22 protein-coding genes are annotated in these 26,561 nt (G+C 56.6%); 15 read left to right on the forward strand and 7 right to left on the reverse strand.

Annotation, left to right across the window (positions count from 1 at the left end; all coding sequences use genetic code 11):
- Positions 1-23: 23 nt before the first annotated feature.
- A complete protein-coding gene (locus tag I3V23_08495) occupies positions 24-1,280 on the reverse strand; it encodes a glycosyltransferase family 4 protein (protein ID QPI84633.1) in 1,257 nt (418 codons plus the stop codon).
- A gap of 262 nt (positions 1,281-1,542) precedes the next feature.
- Here I3V23_08495 and I3V23_08500 point away from each other — a divergent pair, with 262 nt between their 5' ends.
- The 7 genes from I3V23_08500 (at position 1,543) to I3V23_08530 (ending at position 11,027) form a co-directional block, all read left to right on the forward strand.
- Positions 1,543-2,544, forward strand: a complete 1,002-nt coding sequence (locus tag I3V23_08500) for an Hsp33 family molecular chaperone HslO (GenBank protein ID QPI84634.1) — start codon at positions 1,543-1,545, stop codon at positions 2,542-2,544.
- Between the two features lie 7 nt (positions 2,545-2,551).
- Complete coding sequence (locus I3V23_08505; protein QPI84635.1) at positions 2,552-3,160, forward strand: CoA pyrophosphatase; 609 nt, start codon at positions 2,552-2,554, stop codon at positions 3,158-3,160.
- Positions 3,157-4,323, forward strand: a complete 1,167-nt coding sequence (locus I3V23_08510) for a CCA tRNA nucleotidyltransferase (protein QPI84636.1) — start codon at positions 3,157-3,159, stop codon at positions 4,321-4,323. Before I3V23_08505 ends, I3V23_08510 begins: the two co-directional genes overlap by 4 nt.
- 44 nt (positions 4,324-4,367) lie before the next feature.
- Complete coding sequence (gene rnr / locus I3V23_08515) at positions 4,368-6,626, forward strand: ribonuclease R (GenBank protein ID QPI84637.1); 2,259 nt, start codon at positions 4,368-4,370, stop codon at positions 6,624-6,626.
- Between the two features lie 143 nt (positions 6,627-6,769).
- Positions 6,770-8,014: a lytic murein transglycosylase gene (locus I3V23_08520; protein QPI86762.1), complete on the forward strand. Its 1,245-nt coding sequence runs from the start codon at positions 6,770-6,772 to the stop codon at positions 8,012-8,014.
- A 92-nt stretch (positions 8,015-8,106) separates the two neighbouring features.
- Complete coding sequence (locus tag I3V23_08525; protein QPI86763.1) at positions 8,107-9,777, forward strand: DNA polymerase Y family protein; 1,671 nt, start codon at positions 8,107-8,109, stop codon at positions 9,775-9,777.
- 137 nt (positions 9,778-9,914) lie between these two features.
- Positions 9,915-11,027: a hypothetical protein gene (locus I3V23_08530; GenBank protein ID QPI84638.1), complete on the forward strand. Its 1,113-nt coding sequence runs from the start codon at positions 9,915-9,917 to the stop codon at positions 11,025-11,027.
- A gap of 60 nt (positions 11,028-11,087) precedes the next feature.
- Here I3V23_08530 and I3V23_08535 read toward each other — a convergent pair whose 3' ends face one another.
- The 4 genes from I3V23_08535 to I3V23_08550 all read right to left on the reverse strand — a co-directional run bounded on the left by I3V23_08535 (position 11,088) and on the right by I3V23_08550 (position 14,426).
- Entirely contained in the window at positions 11,088-11,948 is an 861-nt protein-coding gene (locus tag I3V23_08535; protein QPI84639.1) for a D-amino-acid transaminase, read from the reverse strand.
- A 6-nt stretch (positions 11,949-11,954) separates the two neighbouring features.
- A complete protein-coding gene (locus I3V23_08540) occupies positions 11,955-12,929 on the reverse strand; it encodes a dipeptide epimerase (GenBank protein QPI84640.1) in 975 nt (324 codons plus the stop codon).
- A complete protein-coding gene (locus I3V23_08545; protein ID QPI84641.1) occupies positions 12,926-13,927 on the reverse strand; it encodes a DUF1611 domain-containing protein in 1,002 nt (333 codons plus the stop codon). The genes I3V23_08540 and I3V23_08545 overlap by 4 nt, the downstream gene beginning before the upstream one ends.
- A 154-nt stretch (positions 13,928-14,081) precedes the next feature.
- Positions 14,082-14,426 carry a hypothetical protein gene (locus I3V23_08550; protein ID QPI84642.1) on the reverse strand — a complete coding sequence of 115 codons (345 nt, stop codon included), beginning with the start codon at positions 14,424-14,426 and terminating at the stop codon, positions 14,082-14,084.
- A gap of 204 nt (positions 14,427-14,630) precedes the next feature.
- On the opposite strand from I3V23_08550, the gene I3V23_08555 reads away from it, so the two are divergent.
- From I3V23_08555 to I3V23_08565, 3 genes are read left to right on the forward strand one after another with little or no spacing between them, the layout of a single operon-like run.
- Positions 14,631-15,611: a glutathione S-transferase family protein gene (locus I3V23_08555; GenBank protein ID QPI84643.1), complete on the forward strand. Its 981-nt coding sequence runs from the start codon at positions 14,631-14,633 to the stop codon at positions 15,609-15,611.
- 33 nt (positions 15,612-15,644) lie between these two features.
- Positions 15,645-16,604 carry a pyridoxal phosphate-dependent class II aminotransferase gene (locus I3V23_08560; protein QPI84644.1) on the forward strand — a complete coding sequence of 320 codons (960 nt, stop codon included), beginning with the start codon at positions 15,645-15,647 and terminating at the stop codon, positions 16,602-16,604.
- Complete coding sequence (locus tag I3V23_08565) at positions 16,601-17,530, forward strand: cobalamin biosynthesis protein (protein QPI84645.1); 930 nt, start codon at positions 16,601-16,603, stop codon at positions 17,528-17,530. The genes I3V23_08560 and I3V23_08565 overlap by 4 nt, the downstream gene beginning before the upstream one ends.
- Here the strand turns inward: I3V23_08565 and smc are convergent.
- The gene (gene smc, locus I3V23_08570; protein QPI84646.1) at positions 17,527-20,991 is read right to left on the reverse strand and encodes a chromosome segregation protein SMC; all 3,465 of its coding nucleotides are present in this window, start codon (positions 20,989-20,991) and stop codon (positions 17,527-17,529) included. The two genes, I3V23_08565 and smc, sit on opposite strands and share 4 nt — an antisense overlap.
- 216 nt (positions 20,992-21,207) lie before the next feature.
- Between smc and I3V23_08575 the strand changes: the two genes are divergently transcribed.
- The 4 genes from I3V23_08575 (at position 21,208) to I3V23_08590 (ending at position 24,591) form a co-directional block, all read left to right on the forward strand.
- Complete coding sequence (locus tag I3V23_08575) at positions 21,208-22,407, forward strand: hypothetical protein (protein QPI84647.1); 1,200 nt, start codon at positions 21,208-21,210, stop codon at positions 22,405-22,407.
- A gap of 191 nt (positions 22,408-22,598) precedes the next feature.
- The gene (gene rsfS, locus I3V23_08580; protein QPI84648.1) at positions 22,599-22,994 is read left to right on the forward strand and encodes a ribosome silencing factor; all 396 of its coding nucleotides are present in this window, start codon (positions 22,599-22,601) and stop codon (positions 22,992-22,994) included.
- 6 nt (positions 22,995-23,000) lie between these two features.
- Positions 23,001-23,471: a 23S rRNA (pseudouridine(1915)-N(3))-methyltransferase RlmH gene (gene rlmH / locus I3V23_08585; GenBank protein ID QPI84649.1), complete on the forward strand. Its 471-nt coding sequence runs from the start codon at positions 23,001-23,003 to the stop codon at positions 23,469-23,471.
- Positions 23,472-23,559: 88 nt separating this feature from the next.
- Positions 23,560-24,591 carry a glycosyltransferase gene (locus I3V23_08590; GenBank protein ID QPI86764.1) on the forward strand — a complete coding sequence of 344 codons (1,032 nt, stop codon included), beginning with the start codon at positions 23,560-23,562 and terminating at the stop codon, positions 24,589-24,591.
- Here the strand turns inward: I3V23_08590 and I3V23_08595 are convergent.
- The gene (locus I3V23_08595; protein QPI84650.1) at positions 24,570-25,355 is read right to left on the reverse strand and encodes an ABC transporter permease; all 786 of its coding nucleotides are present in this window, start codon (positions 25,353-25,355) and stop codon (positions 24,570-24,572) included. The two genes, I3V23_08590 and I3V23_08595, sit on opposite strands and share 22 nt — an antisense overlap.
- A 31-nt stretch (positions 25,356-25,386) precedes the next feature.
- Here I3V23_08595 and I3V23_08600 point away from each other — a divergent pair, with 31 nt between their 5' ends.
- Positions 25,387-26,559 carry a sugar transporter gene (locus I3V23_08600; GenBank protein QPI84651.1) on the forward strand — a complete coding sequence of 391 codons (1,173 nt, stop codon included), beginning with the start codon at positions 25,387-25,389 and terminating at the stop codon, positions 26,557-26,559.
- Positions 26,560-26,561: the final 2 nt, after the last annotated feature.

Raw genomic sequence — 26,561 nt, forward strand, 5'->3', positions numbered from 1 at the left:
CCGCGCGGTCAAACCCCAGATCACTATTTGCTCTTGGGCAACGCTATCGCTTTGGCCTTTGGAACCAGCGCATTGATCTGGCGCAGATGCTGAGGCAGGCAGACTTTTTCAAAGTCATAGAACTTCACCACATGGGCACGAGCGGCTTTGCCGAGTTTCTCACCGAGTTTGTAATCCGACAAAAGTTGGATCGCCTTTTCGGCGATCTCATCAGGGTTCAAGAAATCCGCCAAAAGCCCCGTCTTGCCATCTTTGATCACCTCGCGCACGGGGGCCGTGCCAGAGGCCACAATCGGGGCTTGCATCGACATCGATTCAAGCAAAGACCAGGACAAAACAAAGGGCACCGTCAAATAGATGTGGCAGCGCGAGAGCTGAATAATGGTGCGATAATCCGCATAAGGCACACGGCCTAAAAAGTGGACACGCGACCAATCAAGGTCTTTGCCCACTTCTTGCTCCATTTGCGCGCGATATCCCCCTTGGATATCCGATTTCTTGCCATATGACGCCTCATTGCCACCAATGATCAACGCCCTTGCATTCGGCCGTGCCTCTAGGATTTTTGGCAAAGCGCGCATGAATTGGTGGAAACCGCGCACAGGCTCCAAATTGCGCGCCATATAGGTGAAAACCTCATCCTCTCGCGTCAGTTTCTTCGCAAGCCGAGACAGCCCGATTGTGGCATCTGGGTCAGCCATAAGCCTGTCCGTTCGGATGCCATCGTGGCAGGTGTAAAATTTAGAATGAAAGCTCTTGGGAAAGGTATCGTGCTGCCATTTCGTGGGTGTAACCCCTCGATCAACCGTTTCCAAATTGGCAAAGTTCATCGCGTTGCGCGCATGCATAATATAGGGCGTGTCTTTGGAAGACGGATATTCAGGATCAAAGCCAACGCTGCCGCCTTCATTGAGAAAGAAATATTCAAAATATCCAATGACGGGGCATGCGGGCCACACCTGACGCACAAAGGTCAACTCACCCCAACCAATATGTCCCAAGATGATGTCGGGTGTGAACCCTTCGGCCTTTATCGCTTGCATCGCAACGGCCGCGCCATAGCCATTGCCACAACATTCTTCCCAATATTTACTAAGGGCATAGGCGCCGTCAGAGGGTCTGTGATGGGTTGGATAGCTGACAATTCTCACCCCATCGCGCGGTGCAATGCCCTGTCTTTGGGTCAGAAACACAATTTCATGCCCACCTTGTGCAATCAGCCAAGACAATATTTCTCGATACTGACCGGGATAATTTTGGTGCACCATCAAAATTTTCATATGCGCCTTACCCCGTTCGCAGCCTGAGGCGGATTTTGCGCAAGCCACGCGCAATGAGAGCCAAATCAAAGTTATGGCCCGTAAATGACCATCGAAATTTGCCCAGATTGTGGCAGCCGCATGGCGGCTTTGCGGCCCAAAGCGTGGTTTGGGTCTTGCCCTTGGACGACCTATATGAAAGCAGACCGCGGTTGACGGGGTGCGGCCTTTGGCTGACCCTGACAAAAAAGGCGCGATTATTTTAGGCGAAGGACGAAAGAGAATGACTGTTGGCGCGGATGCCGCTTGGGATGATGTGGTTTTACCATTTCAATTAGACGCTTCCGATATTCGGGGGCGCGTGGTGCGCCTTGACCAGACGCTGGATCAAATTCTGAGCCAACATGATTACCCATCAGGCGTTGAGGCTATGGTGGCTGAGATGGTGCTTTTGACCGCCTTGATCGGACAGACCATAAAACTGCGTTGGAAATTGTCGCTGCAATTACGCGGTGATGGGCCGCTGCGTTTGATCGCGACAGATTTTTATGCCCCTGAAGGCGAGGGGAAACCCGCCCGCATCCGCGCCTATGCAAGTTATGACAAAGACAAATTTGACAACAGCGCCGCACCCTTTCCACAGGCGGGCAAGGGCTATTTCGCGCTTCTTTTGGATCAGGGCACGGGTAGCGCGCCCTATCAGGGCATCACACCTCTGACGGGCGATGCTTTGCGCGGTTGTGCCGAAGCATATTTCGCGCAATCCGAGCAATTACCAACACGGTTTATGTTGGGCTATGGTCGCTCCTCCACCCCAGGGCAGGAAGGGGAGAATTGGCGCGCAGGCGGCGTGATGCTGCAGCATATGCCCAAAGCAAGCCCGCATGTGACTGGCGAAGGCGGATCAGGGGAAGCAGGGCTTTTGGCCGCAACCGATCTTCTCAATGAGGATGAGGGCGAAAATTGGAACCGCGCCAATATCCTTCTTGATACTGTAGACACGTTTGAATTGATTGGCCCCTCTCTCAGCCAGACGGATCTCTTGCTGCGCCTGTTCCATGAGGAATCGCCACGCGTCTTTGATCCGCTGCCAGTGCGGTTTGGCTGCACCTGTTCAGAGGCGCGGGTGCGTCAAAGCCTGTCGATCTATTCGGCTAAAGATATCGCACATATGACCACGGAAGACGGGCAGGTCTTGGCCGATTGCCAATTCTGTGGGGCGCATTATGAATTCGACCCCGAAACCCTTGGGTTCGAGGCGACAAAACCCGTGCCAGAGGCGTAAAGGGCCAATGGCGGGGGCGGCGGGAAAGATCACTCTAGATCAGTTGATGGCGGCGCTTGAGCGGCCCGCCAAACCCTCCTCCGATTATGATTTGAACCCTGACATCAAATTGCCTGCGGGACGCAAACTGCGCCCTGCCGCTGTGCTTTTCGGCATCGAAGCCTTTGGGGCCACGCCACAGGTTGTATTGACCAAACGGGCCTCGCATTTGGCCCATCACCCTGGACAAATTGCTTTCCCAGGCGGCAAGCAGGACGAAACCGATGCTAGCCTCGATCATACCGCCCTGCGCGAGGCGCATGAGGAAATCGGTCTGCCTGCGGCACAGGTCAATGTGCTGTCCCATCTGTTGCCGCATGAAACAGTCACGGGCTATCTGATCACCCCGATCTTGGCTGAAATCACCACGCCCTTTACAGCAATGCCAGAAGCGAACGAAGTAGACGAGGTGTTTCGCGTCCCGCTTTCCTTCGTGATGGAGCCGCAGAATTTCCGTATCGAGGCCCGCCGCTGGCAGGGACAGTGGCGCAAATTCTATGCCGTGCCCTATGGCCCCTATTACATTTGGGGCGCGACCGCGCGGATATTGAAATCTCTTGCGGATCGGATCACATGAACCAATCCCCTATCATATCCGCAGATTGGCTTTCCAATCGCACCACGCAAGCAGCCTTGGCACTTTTGAGCGATGCAGGCCACCAAGCCTATGTTGTGGGCGGTGCGGTGCGCAATCACCTGATGGGTCACGCGGTAGGGGATATTGATATCGCCACAGATGCAACCCCACAGCAGGTAATCGAATTGGCGCAAGCGGCCTCTGTAAAATGCGTGGAAACGGGCGTTGAACACGGCACCGTAACCCTGATCCTATCAGGGGAAAGTTATGAAGTGACCAGCTTTCGCCGAGATGTCGAAGCCCATGGCCGCCGCGCAACCGTAGCCTTTGGCACAAGCCTGATCGAGGATGCCATGCGGCGGGACTTCACGATCAACGCACTCTATGTTGATGCGGGCGGTGCGATATCTGATCCCACGGGCCAAGGCATGGAGGATCTGCGCAGGGGTCTGCTACGCTTTATCGGGTCGGCGCATCACCGCATCCGTGAGGATTATCTTCGTATTTTACGCTTCTTCCGATTTCATGCGCATTATGCACCGCCAGATGCAGGGTTTGACCCGGACATACTCGCGGCCTGTGCGGTACTGGCAGACGGGCTAGACCAGTTATCGCGCGAACGGATTGGGGCAGAGATGATCAAGCTTCTCTGCGCCCAGAACCCCGCACCCGCCTTGGCCGCGATGGAGCAAACGGGAATTTTACACCACTGCATCACAGGCGCAAATCTGCGCGCCTTAGGGCCAGTTTTGCATTTTGAGGCCGAGCGCGGCTTTGCACCTGATCCCGCCCTTAGGCTTGCCGCGATTGGGGGGGAAGATCTGCAAACGGAACTCCGTCTGTCCAAATCTATGGCCCAAAATGTGGCAGTTTTGCGCGAAACAGCTACGGGCAACATGGCGGGCGCGGAATTGGGCTATCGCCATGGTGAGACAATGGCCCACGCGGCGCTGATGCTGCGCCATGCCTTCTTTGAAACCCCGCTTGATCTGTCGGAATGGGCAGCCGCAACATTGGGCGCACAGGCCGAGTTTCCAATTCGCGCAGCCGATCTCATGCCCAAATTGCAGGGGCCAGACTTGGGCAAAGCCCTTGCTGAATTAGAAGCACGTTGGATTGCCTCAGGCTTTAGCCTGACCCGCAGCGATCTTTTGGCGCTTTAAGATTACCCCATGACGGCAGGCCCACACCATGCTAGGGCAGTGCCATGAGCGCGATCCCATCAAAAAGCGAAATCCTGCAATGGATTTCCGATCATCCACATGCCAGTTCAAAACGCGATATCGCGAAGGCTTTTGGTATCAAAGGGGCCGCGCGCATTGATCTCAAGCGCCTTCTCAAAGAGCTTGAAGAAGAAGGCCATCTGCGCCGCACCAAGAAAACCTATGCCGACCCCGATAAATTACCACCCGTGGCCATCCTGACAGTTTTGGCCGAAGATAGCGCAGGGGATCAATTCTGCCGTCCGATGGAATGGCAGGGCGAGGGGGACGCGCCAAAAATTCTATATGTTCCCCGTGAGGCTGATCCTGCCTTGGGTGAAGGCGACCGTATCCTTGCTCGTTTGCAAGAGGTTCATGGCGAAGACCACAATTACCTCGCGCGCCTTATTCGGCGCATCGGCACCAATCCCCGCAAATTCATTGGTATTTTCCGCACAACCTCGGAAGGTGGGCGTATTTTGCCCGTCACCAAAGGATCAGACAAAGAATGGCGCGTAGCCTCAGATGCCACCTTATCCGCAAAAGATGGCGAGTTGGTTGAGGCCGAACTTGCAGGGCCAAAGTCCCGCATGGGCCTGCCGCGGGCGCGCATCGTGACACGGCTTGGCGATCCAAGCGCGCCGAAGGCGGTCAGCCTTATTGCTATCCATGAACATGGGCTGCGCGATAATTTCCCAGACGAGGTCATCGCAGAGGCTGACAAAGCCAAACCAGCATCAAAATCAGGTCGCGAAGATTTGACCAATCTGCCATTCGTGACCATCGACCCCTCAGACGCGCGCGACCATGATGATGCGTGCTATGCGCATGCAGACCCTGACCCGAAGAACAAAGGCGGTCATATCATCTGGGTCGCGATTGCCGATGTCGCGCATTATGTGCGCGCGGGCAGTGCGCTTGATCGCGAGGCAAAAAAGCGCGGTAATTCTGCCTATTTCCCAGATCGCGTTGTGCCGATGCTGCCTGACCGATTGTCGGGGGATCTTTGCTCTTTGCATGAGGGCGTTTTGCGCCCCTGTCTTGCCGTGCGCATGGTCATTGATGCAACAGGTGAGAAAAAGGCGCAAAGCTTTCATCGCGGGCTTATGCGCTCGGTCGCATCTCTGTCCTACGAAGAGGCGCAGGCCGCCCAAGACGGCGCCCCAACCCCGCGTTGCGAGACTTTGATGGAGCCCGTCATCGCACCCCTCTTTGCGGCTTATGAGGCACTCAAAACGGCGCGGGCGCGCCGCCAACCGCTTGACCTTGATCTTCCAGAGCGGCGTATCATTCTCTCCGAAGAAGGCGAGGTTGAAAGCGTGGCCTTCCGCGACAGGCTAGACGCGCATCGCCTGATTGAAGAATTCATGGTTTTGGCCAATGTCGCCGCAGCTGAAACTTTGATTGCGAAAAAATCGCCGCTCTTGTTCCGCGTTCACGAAGAACCTGATCCCGACAAGCTGGACGCTTTGCGCGAGACAGCCGCCACAGCGGGGCTTGTTTTGGCGAAAGGTCAGGTGTTGATGACCCGCCATCTCAATGCGCTTTTGGCGCAGGCCGAGGGCACGGATCACGATGAGCTGATCAATATCTCAACCTTGCGCTCAATGCAGCAGGCCTATTACCACCCCGAAAATTTCGGCCATTTTGGCCTTGCTCTGCGGGCTTATGCCCATTTCACATCCCCCATTCGCCGTTATGCAGATTTGATCGTGCATCGGGCGCTGATCTCGTCTCACGGCTTTGGCAAGGATGGCTTGAGCGCCGAAGATATCGAAACGCTGGACGCCACCGCCAAACAAATCTCCGAAGCTGAGCGCCGCGCGATGGTGGCCGAGCGAGACACGACCGACCGCTATCTGGCCGCCTATCTCAAGGATCGCGTAGGGGCTGAATTCACAGGTCGCATTTCAGGCGTGGCGCGGTTCGGCGCATTCGTGAAACTGGATGAAACAGGCGCAGACGGCTTATTGCCCGTGCGCAGCTTGGGCCGCGAGTTTTTCCATTTTGATGCAGACACCCAGACATTGATGGGTGCGGATACGGGTTTAACCTTAGGCATTGGGGATCGCGTCTTGGTGCGCCTGACGGAGGCCTTGCCCGTCACAGGCGGCATCGGTCTTGAGCTACTAGAAATTCACGGCACGCAACACCGCCCCAACACAGGCGGCAAACGCGGCAAGCGCGGCTTTGGCGGGCGCAGATCGGGCCAAGCTGAAGCCAAAAAGCGTAAATTGCGCAAATTGAAAAAGCGAAAATCCTAATCTCGATTGCCCCTAGGCGGAATGCATTCTGCGCGCTAGGTTTGTCCATGAGCGGCAAAACCAAGCGCCAGCGGGCTGTTGCTGGTCTGTATCGGGGAAGAAAAATGCAGGTGAAGCAAAACGCCTTGCAATGGTGCGCGCCTATGGCCGCCATTTTGATATTGCTTGGCGCAGAGGTGAGCTTGGCTCAGGGATTAGCGGTCAGCAGTTCACCCTTGCCTTACCCACGACCTGCCACGCTCAGCACCCAATCCAACCCTGCACCCCGCGAAAGTTTTTCTCAATGGCGCGCAGATTTCGCATCCCGCGCCGTGGCACAAGGTATTTCGCCCGCAGTGATAGATGCCGCCCTTGGCCGAATGACCCCGTTAGATGAGGTTGTGCGTCTTGATGGCAATCAATCCGAATTTGTGCGCCCCATTTGGGACTATCTCGACAGCGCCGTTTCCACACAACGCATCGAAGGCGGGCGGGCCAATTATCAAAGGTGGCGCGAAGATTTGGCGCAGATCGAATCTCAATTTGGCGTTCCTGGAGAGGTGGTTGTCGCCGTTTGGGGGGTCGAGACATCTTATGGCAGTTTCCGTGGAAACACAGACACATTGCGCGCATTGGCCACGCTGGCATGGGAAGGGCGCAGGCGCGCCTATTTCGAAGCCGAACTTCTCGCCGCTTTGCAAATCCTAGAGCTCGGGGCGGTCAGCCCCCGCGCCTTTGCAGGGTCATGGGCAGGGGCAATGGGGCATACGCAATTCATGCCAACCAGCTATCTGGCCTATGCGGTGGATTACACGGGCGATGGCCGCGCAGATATTTGGGGCGATGACCCGCGCGATGCCTTGGCCTCAGCCGCCAATTTCCTGAGCGAAGCAGGATGGCGGCGCGGGCAACCTTGGGCGTTAGAGGTGCGCTTGCCACAAGGATTTGACTATCGCCTTGCCAGCCGTGAGGAAAAACGCGGCGCCAGTTTTTGGCGCAACCGCGCGGTCACCCTCGCGGATGGCACGCCCTTGCCAGATCATGGGCCCTCTGCGCTGCTCCTCCCCGCTGGGGCGAATGGTGTGGCGCTTATGGTCTACGATAATTTTGGTGTCCTAGAGCGCTATAACCCCGCTGATAGCTATGTGATCGCGCTGGGTCATTTGTCAGATAGGATCGTGGGGCGTTCAAACGGGTTTCGCGCCACATGGCCCCGCAATGACCGCGTCCTAACGCGGAGTGAGCGTGCAGAATTGCAAACACTACTCACCGCGGCAGGGTTTGATACAGGCGGGGTCGATGGGCGGATTGGCCCCAATAGCGTGGCAGCAATCCGCGCCTATCAAATTGTCAACGGCCTCCTACCTGATGGCTATGCCAGCCCCGATCTTTTACGCCGCCTTCAATAGGTGGGACTCGACTCTTTCTGAGGCGCGGACTAAATAAGAACAAAATGTGAACATTTGATGGATGATTTCGAATGTCCGCCCCCGCCCCCCAAATGGCCCGTGCCAAAACGCGCCGCATTTTGTCGATCTATTTGCCGCATCTTGCTGCGGAGCAAATCTTGCGCCTGCATCGCGGCACGAGCCTGCAACCACTTGCCGTGATTGCGGAAGCGGGCAATCGGCAAGTTCTCTCCTCGCTCTGCCCCAAAGCACAAGCCGCAGGGCTTTATCGTGGACAGGCGTTAAGCGCCGCTATGGCGCTATGTGCAAATCTGATCACCCGCAGTCAAAACCCCGCGCAAGAACAAGCCTTTCACAAGGCACTGTGTCGATGGGCAGAGAAATTTTCGCCTTGGATCGCGGCGGAGGGGACAGATGGTCTGGTGATGGATATTTCTGGCTGCGCTCATCTTTTTGGTGGGGAAACCGCCATGGCCGAGACCATTTGCGCCGATCTCGCGGCATTGGGCCTGAGTGCGGAAATCGGGCTTGCCGATACGCGCGGGGCAGCTTGGGCCTTGGCCCGCTTTGGACATGGTCGTGGCAGAGCGCATCAAGCCCGTGGTGATGCCATCAGCCAAGAAGCGCGCGCCACGCGGGCACGCGCCGCTTTGCGCAGGCGTGACATGGGCCCAAAATTTGCGCCACCCGCCCACCAAAGCAAAGAGATGCCCATACATATCGCCCCCCCTTTGGAAACCCGCGCGGCAGTTTTGCCCTTGCCTATCGCCGCTTTGCGGCTTGGGGACGAAACGATAGACGGGTTGGCACGGCTTGGCCTGCATCAGATTCACCATCTGCTTGCGCAACCCCGCGCAGGTCTGGCACGGCGCTTTGGCCCGTTTTTGCTCCAGCGCCTTGACCAAGCTTTGGGAAGTCTTGCCGAACCTGTCTCGCCCGCGCGCAGCACGCCCTATTTCGCGGTGCGCATGAGCTTTCCCGAACCCATTGGCACAAGTGATGATCTTGATGCAGCGATCCTGCGTTTAACCGAAGCGCTGTGTCAAAAGCTCGACAAAGCAGGGCGAGATCTGCGCAGCCTACGTCTTGATCTTGCCGAAATGACCGAAGCGCGCCGTCATATCACTTTGCGGCTTGCGCGCAGCCATACCGATGCGCGCACCGTTTACAGCCTGTTGAAATTACAGATGGAACAAGGCCTCAAAGATTTAGAACCTTCTACAGCCTTTGACATGATCCGCCTTGAGGCGCTGCAAACCGAAGCGCGCAATGCCATCCCACATCAAGGCGGGGATCGTGCCGCGCGCGCCCATGCGGCGCGCAGCGCCTTGGACGATCTGATCACGCGCATTGGCACAAGGATTGGGCTAGAAGCAATCACCCGACCCCATCCTGCGGACAGTCATCTGCCCGAAAAATCACAGAAGTCTCTTGCGGCCGCATGGTCAGACCCGTTTGAGGGCCTATGGCCACGCGCGCATCTTCCGCGCCCTTTAACCCTATTCAAGCCCGAATTTATTGATGCCCCCGACAGCCCAGAACCGCCATTTCGCTTTGCCTGGCGGCGACAAAATTTCACTGTGAAATCCTATATCGGCCCTGAAAGAATCGCGCCAGAATGGTGGCTTGATGACCCCAATTGGCGCACTGGATTGCGGGATTATTGGTGCATTACCACCGAGCAAGGCGCCAGATTATGGCTTTTTTATGCCCATGGGGGCGCGATAACAGGCGGTTGGTTTGCTCAGGGTGACTTCACCTAAAAGGCGAAACTCAAATAATTTCAATGCATTGCTGATTTGCGAACAATCCGTTTCCAAGGATTGGATTTTTTTATTTGGTTAATAATGTCTAAAAATATAAGATTGTGGCCGAATAATGGCATTTAGGGGTTTATGCTATGCTTGCTCTTTTGTTGATGGCGCCAATCTTGGCTGCGGGCATCGGCTATGCTGTGCTTACCGATGAAAATAACGATGACGACAACAGATCATCAAATGGCGCTGGCGCAGGTTCTGGTGCCAGCTCAGGTGGAGGCGCTGGCGCAGGTGCGGGCTCAGGTGCGGGCGCTGGATCGGCAAGTGTTCCCAATATCAATCTCACAGATGGCGCAGATAGCAGAACCATGTCTGACGCAGGGGCCCTCTTCGCAAAAGACGGTGATGACACGATCACTGGGTCAAATGGGGATGACTTCATTCGCCTCGGCGCCGGCAATGACAGCGTTACGGGCCGCGCTGGCAATGATGAAATTTTCGGCGATATCGGCGATGACACGCTGCTTGGGTCTTTTGGCAATGACACGCTGTTTGGCGGCTTCGGCAATGACGAAATGCAGGGTAATGGCGGCGATGACAGTCTCGCGGGCGGCGCAGGTTCGGACACGATTACTGGCGGCACGGGCAATGACTCGATTGTCGGTGAAGGCGATGGCGACCTTCTTTGGGGCGGCGAAGGCAATGACACATTGCTAGGCTTCACAGGCAATGACACGCTTTTTGGCGGTGTGGGAGATGACAGCCTTGATGGCGGCTTTGGCTCCGACAGTCTGGTGGATGGGATCGGACGCAACACCCTAATCGGCGGTGGCGGTGCAGATTCCTTGGCCGCCTTGGACGAATACAATACAGGGGCAGGCGCGGCGAATGCGGATACGTTGAATGGCGGCTCTGAGGGTGATGTCTTGGTCGGCGACAATGGCGATGTTCTGACAGGCGGCTCTGGTGTTGATGCCTTCGGCGTTCAAGTGACCAAAGCGGCAGGGGCCGCGCTACTGACAGAAAATGTTGTGACTGTGACCGATTTCACCGCGAACGAAACGCTACAAGTGCTGCTGACCAATGCAGATGGTTCTTCGGCTGATCTGACAGGGGCGAGTTTGCAATTGGTGGCAGACGGCGCAAACACCAATGTTCTTGTGTCCTTTGGTGGTGGGCCAGGCACATTGGTCGCGACCTTGCAAAACATTACGCCTACGCAAATTACCGCGGGATCAATTACCCTGACAAATTAAGGTGCAATTCACTCCAACTGAAAAGGGCGCCATCTCTGGCGCCCTTCTTTTTTGGCCTGTTCAGATTGCCGCTTTACGGCTTTCTTCAAGGTAAATCTCGCGCAAACGTGTCGCCACAGGGCCAGGTTTGCCTGTGCCAATCGGCGTTCCATCCAGTTCAACCACAGGCATCACGAAGGTTGAGGCCGAGGTGATAAATGCCTCATCTGCGGCTTGCGCCTCGGCGACTGTGAAGGGGCGTTCTTCTACCTTCATCTGTGCTTCACGCGCAAAACGCAGCACCGCTGCGCGGGTGATCCCATGCAAGATTTCAGTGCCAAGATTGCGGGTGATGATCGTGCCATCCTTAATGATATAAGCATTGTTTGACGTGCCTTCTGTCACAGCACCATCTTCCACCATCCACGCATCGTCACAGCCAGCCGCCTTTGCCATCATCTTGCCCATTGAAGGGTAAAGGAGCTGCACAGTCTTAATATCGCGCCGCCCCCATCGCTGATCTTCGATAGAGATCACCTTCATCCCTGTCTTTGCCATTGGGCTTTCTGCCAAACCTGGTTTGGACTGGGTGAACAGCACCAAGGTTGGCTCTGTCTCGGGGGCAGGATAGGCAAAATCGCGATCATTGGGTGCGCCGCGGGTGATCTGTAGATAGATCATACCATCGACCAAGGCATTGCGCGTGACCAGTTCGCGATGAATTTCAAGCAAGCGATCACTGTCACATGGCGCGCGCATATCCAATTCGTTCAAGGAGCGGGCAAGGCGTTTTGCGTGGCCTTCGAAGTCAATAAGTTTGCCATCCAAGACGCTGGTCACCTCATAGACGCCATCGGCAAACAGAAACCCTCGATCAAACACCGAAACTTTGGCCTGATCCTCGGGCAGATATTCGCCGTTCACATATACGATGCGCGTCATCTCAACTCATCCCCATAATTCTGGACGCGCAGGATGCACCCCGTCTGCGTCAAATGTCAAAGCGTGCTCACGGTCTTCTGCCAGAAGAAGCGGCCCGTCAAGATCGGTAATTGCCGCGCCTTGTGCCACGAGAAGCGCAGGGGCCATAGCAAGAGAACTGCCGACCATGCAGCCCACCATAATCCCATAGCCCTCCGCCACAGCCGCATCGCGCAACGCAAGCGCCTCTGTCAAACCGCCTGTTTTATCCAATTTGATGTTCACCATATCGTATTTGCCCACCAGATCAGGCAGGCTTGCACGATCATGGGCGGACTCATCGGCGCAAACTGGTAAGGGGCGGGCGATTTCAGCCAAAAGATCATCGGCACCCGCAGGAAGCGGCTGTTCCACCATCTCGACCCCGAGACGGATCAGATGCGGCGCAAGATCGCTGTAGCTGTCCACAGTCCATCCCTCATTGGCATCCACGATGATCCGCGCGCGTGGCGCACCACGGCGCACCGCCTCAAGACGGGGCATGTCATCGGGCGTGCCCAATTTAATCTTAAGCAGCGGACGGGATTGATGGCGCGCTGCCGCAGCCTCCATGCGCTCGGGCGTATCAAGCGACAGGGTATAGGCTGTAATCTCAGCGCGCGGCGCGGTCGCAAGCCCCGCCAAATCCCAAACGGGCCGCCCCGTTGATTTTGCGTCCCAGTCCCACATCGCACAATCGACTGCGTTTCGCGCGGCCCCTGCGGGCAATGCGTCCTGCAAGCTTTTACGATCAATCCCTGCAGGCAGCCCCTCTATTTGCGCCACGACCGAGGCAATGCTTTCGCCATAGCGCGCATAGGGCACAGATTCGCCCCGCCCCGTGATCCCATCGCGGCTGATATGGACTGTGACCACCTGCGCCTCACTGCGCGAGCCGCGTGAAATCGTAAAAACCTCGGCCAAGCGAAAGGTTTCGGGCGTGGCCGTGATGGTAAAACTCATATCGCCTCCAATGCGTCACAAAGACGTGCAGCACCTTGGCGGAAAGGATCGACAGCAGGCAAGTCCATACGCTTTTCAACCTCTGCCAGATAGGCCAAGGCTTCATCCTCGCCAAATGCTGCTGTGTTGATTGAGATCCCCACCACTTGCGCCGCTGCATTAGACTGGCGTGCAAGTGTCAGGGCCAGATCACGCAGCGCCTCAAGGCTTGGCATTTCATAATCGGGCAGACCACGCATATGGGGGCGGGTTGGTTCATGGCACAGGATCAACGCATCAGGCTGACCCCCATGCACCAAAGCCATGGTCACACCAGAATAGGAAATGTGGAACAGGCTGCCCTGTCCCTCAATCATATCCCAATGATCTGGGTCATTATCAGGGGTCAACCATTCCACCGCCCCTGCCATGAAATCCGCAATGACCGCATCCAATGGCACGCCTTCGCCTGTAATCAGAATACCTGTCTGGCCCGTGGCGCGGAAACTGGATTTCAACCCGCGCGCCTTCATCTCGGCATCCATGGCCAACGCCGTATACATCTTTCCGACCGAGCAATCCGTGCCAACGGCAAGGCAACGCTTGCCGCTGCGTTTAACGCCATTGGCAATGGGATATTGCACATTTGGCACCCGCACATCATGCAGACTGCGCCCTGTCGCCTTGGCAACGGCGACCAAATCAGGCTCATCACGCAACAGATTGTGCAACCCAGAGGCCAGATCAAACCCTTCTTCTAGAGCCGCGATCAAAACCTTTTTCCACGCGGGCGAGATCACCCCGCCACGATTGGCAACGCCAATCACGAGGGTTTCCGCACCAGCGGCGCGCGCCTCGGCCAAAGTCATATCAGGCAAGCGCATATCGGCCTGACACCCTTCCATGCGGAATTGGCCTATTGCGTTCTCAGGACGCCAATCACGAATACCTCGCGCCACTTTGGCCGCCAAAGGGTCGGGCGCATCGCCCAAAAACAAAAGGTAAGGGGTCTTGATCATCTTGGCACTCCGACAAAGAGGTGAAGCTTTGTCACAGGATAATCCAAGCCGTCAGAAATTCTTTCGCAAAATCACGCGACCTGCGCGCAATTTTCGCACGAATTTCTTGAAAAGCAGGCCACAATCGGTGGCTTATTGCGCCAATTCAGTCGAATCAGGTCAAGTATCCCGAAACCTGTGGCGTCACTTCTTCAAAATCCAAAGCGGCGCGATCAGAGGCAGCGGTGTTGCGCTTGAATTCATAGCGCATCAAATCGCCATCTTGTTCTGAGGCGATAATCAAGGCCTGACACTGGTGACGAGAGCCTTCATAAACATCCACCAAACCGCGCAAATGCGGGGTGGTTTCCGCGTCAACCGCGAAACCTGAGGGCGTGAATTCTAGGATTGCATAAACATCATCCCCGATCTGAACCGAACGGGTCGCACGGCGCTTGAGATCGCGCATCTTCGCGTGGCGCAGGCCATCTACGACATCTTTGGGCAAAAAATCGTTCATAACACACCTATCAATTCCCACTGTAACATGGATCATGGTTGGTTTTGGTCAACATCGGGTTAACCAACCTGCAAATTCGTTGCCAATTTGCAACATGGGTTCTGTGCATATACGCAGAGTGCCTCTGCATGACCTAGGGTTGGACGAAAAGGCCACACGCATTAGGTCTGAGACAACAGGAAACAGCGAGACGAGGTGGAACCAATGGGTCTTTTGGTCGATGGCACATGGCAAGATGTTTGGTATGACACCAAAAAATCAGGCGGCGCATTCCAGCGCAGTGTGGCCTCGTTTCGCAACTGGGTGACCGAAGATGGCAGTGCAGGCCCCTCGGGTGAAGGCGGCTTCAAGGCAGAATCGGGGCGCTATCACCTTTATGTTTCGCATGCGTGCCCTTGGGCCAATCGCGCCATGATCTTCCGCGCCATCAAGGGCCTGACTGACCATATCAGCGTCAGCGTTGTGCACCCCGATATGCTGGGCGATGGGTGGACATTTTCGACAGATTTTGACGGGGCTACGGGGGACACACTCTACGGCCTGCCTTTCGCCCGTGATGTCTATCTCAAAGACACGCCCGACATGACGGGCCGCGTTACAGTTCCAATCCTGTGGGACAAAGAGCGCGAGAAAATCGTCTCGAATGAGAGTTCGGAAATTATCCGAATGTTCAATTCGGCCTTTAACGGGATCACAGGCGTCACGCAGGATTTCTACCCCGAAGAACTGCACCAAGAGATCGACCAAGTGAATGCGCGCATTTATGACGAGGTGAATAACGGCGTCTACAAATCAGGGTTCGCGACCTCACAGGCGGCCTATGATGACGCTGTGCAGACCCTGTTTCACGCGCTCGATTGGTTAGAGGATCGCCTCAGTCGCAACCGCTATCTGATCGGCGCACGTATCACTGAGGCGGATTGGCGACTGTTTACCACGTTGATCCGCTTTGATCTGGTTTATCACCTGCATTTCAAGTGCAACCGCAAGCGGATCATCGATTACCCCAATCTTTGGGGCTACACGCGCGAGCTATATCAATGGGCGGGTGTGGCAGATACGGTGCATTTTGATCATATCGTCCGCCATTACCATTACAGCCACGATATGATTAATCCCGCACGCATCCTGCCGATTAACCCTGTGCTGGATTTCAACGCCCCACATGAGCGCGACCACCTCTAGGCGGGGCGGGACAAATCGCCTATCTAAGGCGGCATGACGACCAAAACGCAACATAGCCGCGACCATGGGGGCGGAATTGATGCCGCCGCTGCCCAATATGGTGGGGCGCGCGCAGATTGGCTTGATCTTTCAACAGGGATCAATCCCTCCCCCTATCCAATCGGTGACCTGCCTGCCGATGCATGGCACGCCCTGCCCGATCAGGGGGCTGAGGCTGCGCTGATTGCCGCCGCGCGCGCATTTTGGTCGGTTCCCGCATATCTTGATATTCTGCCAACACATGGCGCCTCTGCGGCAATTGCGCGATTGCCCACGATTTTTGGGGATTTGGACAAATCCGCGCAAATCACCATGCCCACCTATAATGAATGGGCGGCCAGTTTCGAGGGTGCAGGTTGGACGATAACCCAAGGCAGCGCCGCGCTTGAGATCTATGTCCACCCCAACAACCCCGATGGTCGCCTCGCGCCTGCACCAGTCGGTGACAAAATCCGCATCTATGATGAAAGTTTCTGCGATGTGATACCTGAGGCCAGCCACCTGCCCAAAATCGCAGAAAGCAGTCGCGATATTGTGCTTAAAAGCTTTGGGAAATTCTGGGGCCTTGCAGGTCTGCGCCTTGGCTTTGTCATCGCCGCGCCCGACACGATTGCCCGTTTGCGGGCGGTAATGGGCCCATGGTCTGTTTCAGGCCCCGCCCTTGTGATCGGGGCGCGGGCCTTGCGTGATCCCGCATGGGCCGAGGACACCCGCCGTAGATTGGCGCAAGATGCGGCGCGGCTTGATGCGCTGATGGCGGCGGCGGGCGCAAATGATCCGTGCGGCACAAGCCTGTTTAGACTGTTCCATGTTGGCAACGCTGCGGCCCTGCAATCCAAGCTTGCGCAGCATCACATCTGGACACGCATCTTTCCCTATTCCACCTCTATGATCAGACTGGGCTTACCCCATGCACCCGAGGACTGGACAAGGTTGGAAAAGGCATTGGCATGATCACGGAAACCGCTGCCCTCTTGGTTCTGGCGCTTGGCCTTGATGCCCTATTTGGCGAACCACGCATGCTGTGGCAGCGTATCCCCCATCCTGCCGTGGTGATGGGGCGGATCATTGCTTGGGCAGATCGCCGCTACAACACCGAAAACGCGGCTGCACGCAGCGCAGGCGTGACGGTTATGGCGCTTTTGTCCCTTGGCGCTTTGGGGCTTGGGGCCACAATCGCCCTCTTGCCCTTTGGGGAGGTGATCTCAATCCTGCTTGCAGCCATCCTCATCGCACAGCGCAGCCTCATATCCCATGTCTTGGCCGTGCGCGATGCTTTGGGCCTGTCGCTGCCCGAAGCCCGCCGCGCGCTCAGCGATATCGTAGGGCGGGACACGGCTGAATTGGGTGAAAGCGAAATCAGCCGTGCCGCGATTGAATCTGCGGCTGAAAATTTTTCAGACGGGGTGATTGCCCCTGCCTTTTGGTTTCTCATCCTCGGGCTACCTGGCGTGTTGCTCTATAAACTCGTGAACACAGCCGACAGCATGATTGGCCACCGCACCCCGCGACATGAGGAATTTGGGTTTGCTGCCGCCAAGTTTGACGACATCCTCAACTACATCCCTGCCCGTCTCAGCGGGGCACTGATTGCCGCTGTTTGCGGCAAACCTGCGGCTTGGGCGGTGATGCGAGAGGACGCCTCAAAGCACCCAAGCCCCAACGCAGGATGGCCCGAAGCCGCAATGGCAGGCGCGCTTGATATCACATTGGCAGGCCCGCGCAGTTATCATGGGCATCTCAGCGATCACCCAAGCCTGAACGCCGCAGGACGGGCAGAGGCCACACGCAGCGATATTTCGAACGCGGTTACGATCCTTTGGAAATCATGGGCCGCATTTGTGATGGCTGTCGTGCTTCTGGCGGTCTTGGCCGCCTAGGCGACCAAAGCCTCAGCCTTTTTCAGATCAACACTGACCAATTGGCTGACACCTTGCTCGGCCATTGTGACGCCGAACAAGCGATCCATCCGCGCCATCGTCACAGCATGGTGCGTGATGATCAAGAAGCGCGTTTTGGTGCGGCGGGTCATCTCGTCCAACATATCGCAGAAACGGGTCACGTTGGCATCGTCCAAAGGCGCATCCACCTCGTCCAACACACAGATTGGCGCAGGATTGGCCAAGAAGACCGCAAAGATAAGCGCAAGCGCGGTAAGGGTTTGTTCTCCCCCCGACAACAGTGACAAGGTCGAGAGTTTCTTGCCCGGCGGTTGGCACAGGATCTCAAGCCCCGCTTCGAGAGGATCATCGCTTTCGACCAAAACAAGCCGCGCTTCACCACCGCCAAACAGGTGGCTAAACAACTGTCCAAAATTGCGGTTGACCTCATCAAAGGCTGCCAAAAGACGCTCGCGCCCTTCTTTGTTCAAGGCCGCAATCCCCGAACGTAGCTTTGAAATGGCCGCTTCAAGATCCTGCTTTTCTGACAGCAACGTGTCATGCTCGGTTTGGACTTCGCGCGCATCCTCCTCAGCCCGAAGGTTAACCGCACCAAGCGCATCGCGCTGACGGCGCAGGCGCATAACATCACCTTCAAGCTTTTCAGCCGAGGCCATATCGGTCGGGTCTGTCTCTAATTGCTCTAACAACGCATCAGGGGTGACTTCTATCTCCTCATGGATGCGCTCCGCTGCATGGGCAACGGATTCTGCCGCACCATCGCGCCGCGCTTCGGCAGCCGCGCGGGCTTCGCGGGCATCCGAGGCGCTGCGTTCGGCATCGCGCTCGGCTGATGTCGCGGTGCGCGCAATACCTTCTGCAACGCTCAACGCATCTGCGGCAGCCGCCTTGCGCGCCTCGGCATCTTTGATCTTTTGCGCCAATTCTGCGCGCTGGCCCGCAAGATGGTCGGGTTTGTTCTTCGCATCTTGCAATTGAGCCTCAGCCTCAATGCGGCGGGTATTCAGCTCCGCCATGCGGGACTTTGCGGTATCAAGACGCTTTTGCCACCCATCTACTTCGCTTGCAATTTGATCAATGCGGCGTTCCCGCGCTTCGCCTTCGCGTTTGATCTCATCATGCGCCGTGCGTTTGGCCAACATCGTCAGGCGCGCAGCCTCGACTGTCGATTTCGCGCTTTCAACCCGCGCGCGCATTGTCGTGAGGTCTTCAAGGGCTTTTTGCCCCGCCTCAGCTTCAACCAATTGCCGCTCGGCACTTGCGGCTTCCTCGCCATGGCGGCTGACGGCTTGGGTCAATGTTTCAAGACGACCTGCCAAAATATTGCGCTCTGCTTCGGCGCGCGACAAGAGGCGACTGGCTTCGGCCATGGCGCTATCGGCATCACGGCGCGATTGGCGGGCAGTTTTATCTGCCTCGCTTGCGGCAGTGAGACGTGCTGAAATTTCGTCATGGCGGCTGCGGGCTGCATCGGCGGCATCCTTGGCCGCAGTCAATTCCCGATCCAACTTTTCCAGTTGATTAACCTGCTGCAAGCGCCGTGCAGCCGCGCTTGAGCTGTCCTCAGATGCAAGGCTATAGCCGTCCCACCGCCAGAGATCGCCCTCGCGGCTGACCAAGCGCTGACCTGGCAAAAGATCCTTTTGCAACCGCGCCCCATCTGCGGCATCGACAATACCGACCTGCGACAAACGCCGCGCCAATACGCGCGGCGCGCGGGTGACATCGGCCAAACAAATCGCCCCTTGGGGCAAGGGTTGGGGATTGGCATATTGATCCAGACCAAGCCACCCTGTCAGCCGTGTTGCCAGACAATCTGCGCGGATCGGGGCCTTGAGATCATCGGCCAAGGCCGCCCCAACGGCGGCCTCAAAACCCACATCCACCTTCACATGATCCAGCAATTGCTCCGCCGCGCCCTGTTCACGCTCAAGCAGGCGGCGCAATGCGCGCACTTCGGACTCAAGCGTGCTCAGCGTGCCATTGGCCTCAGCCAAAGCGGCGCGGGCCTCGCCCTCTTCGCTTTGGGCGGTGGCGCGATCTGCTTCGGCCTGTGCCAATGCAGCCTCAGCTTGGTTTGCCTGCTCTGTCGCACTGGCCAAAGCGGTTTGTGCTGTGTCTACATCGTGGCTCACCTCGGCCAAGCGCGCCTCGGCTTCCGCCGCCGCAAGCCGTGCCTTTTCCGCCTCGGCGCGGTTCCGCTCAAGGGCGGCGCGGGCGTCAGAAACAATGCGCTCTGCGGATTGATGGCGCGCTGCAAGACGCGCTGCGTCTTCTGTCAGCTGACTGAGGCCCGTTTCACAATCGGCCAAAACCTCAGCGGCATCAGCGGCTGCAAGTGACGCGGCCTTCAACGCCTCATCATGGCCTTTACGTGCCTCAAAGAGGGCTTCGCGCTCCTCCATCAGCTTGGCCACTGTTTCGCTTGCATCCGTGTTAAGACTGTCTTCGCGACCAATGTCACGGGTCAGTTGTTCAATCCGTGCTTCCAATCCTTCAATCGCTTGGCGAACACGGAAATCTTCGGCTTGCAGCGTTTCGCGCTCTACAGTCAGCCGCTGCAAAATTGCGGCAGCGATTGCCTCCTCCTCCCGTTTAGGGGGAAGGGCGGCTTCGGCCTCCTCACGCGCTTGGGCGGCCTTGACCGCGGCCGCCTCAGCCTGCGCCGCAGATTGCACGGCCAAGCGCAAGGTTTCCTCAGCGCGCGCGCGGGCCTGATCTGCCTCTCGCCAACGCAAATATAACAGCATCCCTTCGGCTTGGCGCAGCTCTGTCCCAACCTCGCGATACCGCGCGGCTTGACGCGCCTGCCGAGCAAGCGAGGATAATTGCCCCGCCAGTTGTTCAATCACATCATCAACACGGGTGAGATTGGTTTCTGCACCCTTCAGCTTTAGCTCGGCCTCATGACGGCGCTGATAGAGGCCCGAGATACCCGCAGCCTCCTCAAGAACCCGCCGTCTTGCGCGTGGTTTTGCGTTGATCAACTCCGAAATCTGACCCTGCCGCACCAAGGCGGGGCTATGCGCGCCTGTTGAGGCATCCGCAAACAGCATCTGCACATCACGCGCACGCGTGTCTTTGCCATTGGCCTTGTAGGCAGATCCTGCATCGCGGGTGATACGGCGCACGACCTCAAGGGTGTCATCCTCGTTAAACCCTGCGGGTGCGAGACGGTCTTGATTATCGATGCTAAGGGATACTTCTGCGAAGTTACGCGCAGGCCGTGTTGCCGCCCCCGCGAAAATCACATCTTCCATACCGCCGCCGCGCATCGCCGAGGCGCGATTCTCGCCCATGACCCACCGCAACGCTTCCAGAAGATTAGACTTGCCACAGCCATTGGGGCCAACCACGCCCGTAAGACCGTCCGAAATTACCAATTCGGTCGGGTCAACAAAGCTTTTAAAGCCGTTCAAGCGTAATCTGGAAAACCGCACAGGCAGACCCTTCGGTGATTCTTATCCAGTGTTACTGTCTCGCCGCTGCCATCGCAGAGTCAATCACGAACCCCACGATGTGGATAAGTTTAACCAGTTTTCTACAAGATATAGTCAAATTTAGCCAATTCTCTGCCCTGCGACATTTCATCCGTTGCTAAACTAAACCGACTAGTTCAGAAATTAGTTAACAAAGTTCATCAAAGGGGACTAACAATGTCACTCGCTCAAAATCGATATTCACCGCTCTACTTCCTTGCTTCGCTCGGTGCGGGGGGATTGGCCGTTACGTTTTTTATGTGGCTGATGTTTTGGGTGCCGCATCCTGACCAACCCGTTCCGATCTTCGAAAACAACTTTGCGGTTTTGACGACAGGGTCAATTTTGCAGCAGGCTATGGTCTTGGGCGCCATGGCGGGGGTCGCAGTTTTTGGGTTCTTGAACATCAAACTGTTGATCTGGAACCTTGGGCGCTTCTCTGCGTTCCGCGCAGCAGCGTCTTATTCAGATTTTGCCGCTTCAAACGCAGGGAGCCAAGTTTTGGCGCTGCCTCTTGCCTTGGCGATGACGGTTAATGTTGGCTTTCTTCTGGGTCTTACCTTTGTCCCAGGGCTATGGAGCATTGTGGAATATCTATTCCCCGCAGCCATGGCCGCCTTCCTGATGATCGGCATTCTGGCATTCCGCATGATCGCTGATTTCCTCAAGGCGCGCTTTGCCAATGGCGGTTTCAAATGTGCCGCGAACAACTCCTTTGCCCAAGTTCTGCCCGCATTTGCGCTGTCTATGATCGGTGTTGGCCTTGCTGCCCCCGCCGCAATGTCGAACCTACAACTGACGGCAGGGGTCTCGATTATTCTGGGAACCTTCTTCATCACAGCGGCGCTGTTGATCGCTTTTGTCGCCGCGATATTGGGTCTGCGCTCAATCATGGAGAACGGTCTGAATGTTGAGGCCGCCCCCACGCTGATGGTCATCATTCCGCTGATCACTGTTGTTTCGATTGCGATGATGCGGATCTCGCATGGCCTGCACGTTCATTTCGACATCCATGGCGGTGCGGGTGAAACATTTACCTTCCTGACACGCATGCTGTCGATTGAAGTTCTGATCGCACTCTTTGGCATCATGGCCTTGGCCAGCGTGGGCTATCTTGGCCGCTTCATCAATGGCACCGAAGCCTCTGCAGGCTCATACGCCCTTGTTTGCCCCGGCGTTGCAATGTCTGTCTTGGGTCATTTTTGGATCAACAAAGGTCTGGTCGCCACAGGCATGATCGCAAAATTTGACGCAGCCTATTGGGTGCTCAGCGCATTGGCCCTAGGCCTGCAATTCGGAATGATCGCCTTGGTTCTGATCCTTGCGCGCAAGCATTTCGCAAAGAACAGCGCCGCAGCACTTGCGCCTGCTGAATAAAACACACCCCACGAGGTTACGGGCCGCGATGCACATCGCGGCCCGTTTCATTTGTATAAATCCCATATTATCCTTTGCATTGAGATCATCCCAAAGCAGTGGTATCCTTGCCCTATTCGTCAGCGCCAGATGGTTGCCCATCTTAGACTGACGCCATGAAACGGAGGGCCTTCGTCCTGACTGGACCGAGAATGGCGGTAACTGACACCGCAGAGATTGCGCCGCATGCCGACACGCATGCACCCCGCATTGGTGGCAAGGATTTGCTAGACCAAGTGCTTGACTCTCTGAGCGATGACAAAGCTGAAAACGTAATCACAATCGAGCTGGCGGGGAAATCCTCAATGGCCGATTATATGGTCGTGGCTTCGGGGCGTTCGACACGGCAAGTGGCCGCTATAGCGACCAATTTGGTGGATCGCCTCAAGCAAGATTACGGGCTTTTGTCCAAAACCGAGGGCAAAGACGCAGGTGATTGGGTTTTAATCGACACGGGCGATGTGATCGTACATGTCTTCCGCCCCGAAGTGCGGGATTTCTACCAGATCGAAAAGATGTGGCTGCCCAATGGCACGGCGCAGGCCTAATCGGCCATGCGCGTGTCCATCTGTTGTGTCGGCCGCCTGCGGCAAGGCCCCGAACATGATCTGATTACCGAATACCTCACGCGATTTGATCGCACAGGCCGCGCACTTGGCCTGACTTTAGGCGATGTCATTGAGGTGGAAGATAAAAAGAATCAGGGCATGAAAGCCGAAGGCGACTTGCTGCGCCGTGCTTTACCAAAATCCGCGATGATCTGGGCGCTAGACGAGCGGGGCGAGACCCTAAGCTCTCCAGAATTCGCCACAGGTCTTGGTCAAGTGCGTGATCAAGGAACAAGCGATTTGGCGCTGATCATTGGCGGGGCAGATGGCATTGAGCCAAACCTACGCGGCGAAGCCGCACGGCGTATTTCCTTCGGCCGTATGGTTTGGCCGCACATGTTGGTGCGGGTGATGCTGTCTGAACAGCTTTACCGTGCCGCATCAATCCTTGCGGGCGCGCCTTATCACCGCGTCTGAAACCTTTCTTTAAGCAAAATATCCGAACTTGGCTGCGATTGAGATTTCGCGCGAGAGGCCAAGATTGGCGATGACCTGCCTGACACCCATGTTGCATTTGGGCAGCCCTGCACCCACGGGCCAGCGCCCAAGGCCAGACGGGAATGCACCGCCTAAGGGTCGGTTGGTGGCGGTGATTGCAACGCATAATCGCCTCGCGTCTTTATCGCGCGCACTTGATGCACTTCTGGAAAGCACATCTCGTGATCTGGCCGCCATAGTTGTGGTCGATAATGCCTCAAGCGATCAAACTTGGTCGATGCTTTGCGCGAATCCCGACCCCCGTGTTCTGCCAATTCGAATGGCGCGGAATCAAGGCGGGGCGGGGGCCTTTGCCACAGCCATCAAATTTGCGATGTCCGCCCTTGATCCCGATTGGCTATTGATCATGGATGATGACGCATGGCCAGAAACAGGTGCCATTGCAGCGTTTCACAGCACGGATCACCGCGGCGCAGATATGATTGCCGCCGCAGTTTATGCGCCTGATGGCACGATTATGGAAATGAACCGCCCCTCTCAAAACCCGTTCTGGGATTGGGGTAGGTTTTGGGCAACTGCGCGATATGGGCGGGCGGGCTTTCATATCCCGCATAGCGCCTATCACCAAACCGCACCCCACCCGATTGATGTGACGTCCTTTGTTGGGCTGTTTGTAAGCCGTGCGATTGTCACCAAAATTGGGACACCAAACCCCAAACTCTTTGTTTCAGGCGAAGATGGAATTTATACCCTCACCGCGACCAAAGCGGGGTTTTCGGGTGTCTTTTTACCGCAAATCCGCTTTCGCCATGCCTGCAAAACATTTTCAGGCGCGGGCGGCGGGTTTTACCCAGTCTGGAAAGCCTATTTTTATCATCGGAACCTGATGATCCTATATCGTCAGGCGGCGGGGATTTGGTTCTGGGCTGTTCTTCTCGTGATCCTGCCCAAATGGATCCTCAAGGCACGCCGCCAAGTGGGCAATCGCGGGGCCTATCTGACGCTCTTGGCCTTAGCCATTTGGGATGGGCTTTTGCACAACTTATCGCGTGATCCCGCGCGGCTGATTGCGCGATATCAGCGCGATAAAATCACATGATGATACCGCGTCAGCACCAAAAGCCCCACGGCAAGAGGGATCACCCCCGCGGCACAGGCATAGAGCGGGGTAATGGCGGGGCTGTAGAACCCATAAAGACCATCGCGCATCAAGCCCACCACATGGATCAACGGGTTGAACCACAAGATATCCTGCGCCCAGTTTGGCAGGGTTTCGGGCAAAAAGAACACCGCCGAAACAAAGAACAAGGGCCGCGTTGCGACCGACCAAATTTGCTCCCAAACGGGCCAAAGCCCGATCAGGGCGGCATTCAACACCCCCACCCCCGCACCCAACACCAAGGACAAACCCAACGCCGCAAGGATCAATTGCGCATCTGGCGTTGCGCGGGCGGTGCTGATGCCCAAAACCACCCCCAACACAATTGCCGCAATCAACAACCCTGTCAGCCCGTTCAACAGGCCGCGCGCGACCACCGCGTGGCACCATCCCACCACTGGATAATTCAGCAAGGGGCGAGAAAAAATCAAACTGCGCGCCACGGTGAGCTGCATCGACTGAAACAGAGAGAAGGGCAAAAACCCGCTGGCCAAAAACAAAATATGAGACACCCCCAAGGGCGGGGCCGACAAGATCATTCCATAGCCTGCAGCAAGGATGAAGATTGCGCCCAAAGGCTCGACCACCGCCCACAAGTAGCCCCCCGCGCTTTGACCATAGCGCGTAGACATCTCGCGCAGCATCAAAGCAAGGATCACCCGAAGAGCAGGGAAACGGTTCGATATCGTTTGCGGCTTTCTCATAGCGCGCAGTGTGGCGCAAAATGGTGAAGCAATGGTAGATCAGCCCAAACGCATCATCCAAGTGCGCCCCACGGCACGCCCCGCACAGATGCGACCGCGGCATCTGATCGCCGCAGCAGGCGGCCTTTTTGGGGTGGTCTTACCCCTTAGCCTCTTGGCGATCTATCTTTGGGTCTTTGCCACCCCGCAATATCAGGTGATTGCAGGCTTTACTGTGCGCCAAGAAGAAGGCAGCAGCCTGCAAAGCACGGGACTTGGCGGGTTGGTGCAATTGGGCGGGCTGACCGCACCGCGGGGCGATGCCGATATTCTTTATGAATTCATCCGCAGCGGCGATCTAGCCATGCGTCTGGATCAAGAGTTGGACATGATCGCCCATTACAGCGCCGCTTACAGCCGTGATCCGCTCTTCAGTCTAAACCCCGAGGCCAAGGCCACCGATCTGCTTCGCTATTGGCGGCGGATGACAAGCCTGTCCTATGACCGCGCCTCTGGCCTGATCGAATTTCGTCTGCGCGCTTTTTCGCCCGAAATGGCCTTGGCGCTGTCTGAGGCGGTCATTTCCAAAAGTGAGACTTTGATCAATGAATTGAATTTGGCGGCACGCGAGAACCTTTTGGAATTTGCCCAAATAGATCTTGCCCAAGCGGGTGCAGATTTAACCCTTGCGCGCGGCGCGATGACGGATTTTCGCACCCGCAGTCAAATCGTGGATATCAGCTCAGACCTTCAGGGACGAATGGGGGTTCTGAACACCCTGCAACAGCAATTGGCCGAAGCGTTAATCGCAACCGACATGTTGGCGGCCACTTCGGGTGAAAATGACCCGCGCCTTGCGCAATCCCGTGCGCGCATTTCTGTGATCGAAAGCCGAATCTTACAAGAAAGGGCCAGTTTCGCCAGCGCCGACCCAATGGGCGGAAATGGCCGTGATTACCCCAATCTTTTGGCGCAATATGAGGCGCTGGCGACCGAGCAAGAATTGGCTGAACGTCGATACGCCGCCGCACAAGCCGCCCTAGAAATGGCACAAGACAATCTCGCGCGTCAGACCCGCTATCTGGCAGTCTTTATTCGCCCTGCCCTGCCCGATGATGCCGATTATCCCAAGCGCGCATTGATCCTGACCTTGGCGAGCCTGTTTGCTGGCCTGATTTATGTTGTTCTCACCTTAGCGGCCTATGCGTTACGCGACAGGCGGTAAGA

It is taken from the genome of Rhodobacterales bacterium HKCCA1288 (assembly GCA_015693905.1).
GTDB lineage: Bacteria > Pseudomonadota > Alphaproteobacteria > Rhodobacterales > Rhodobacteraceae > M30B80.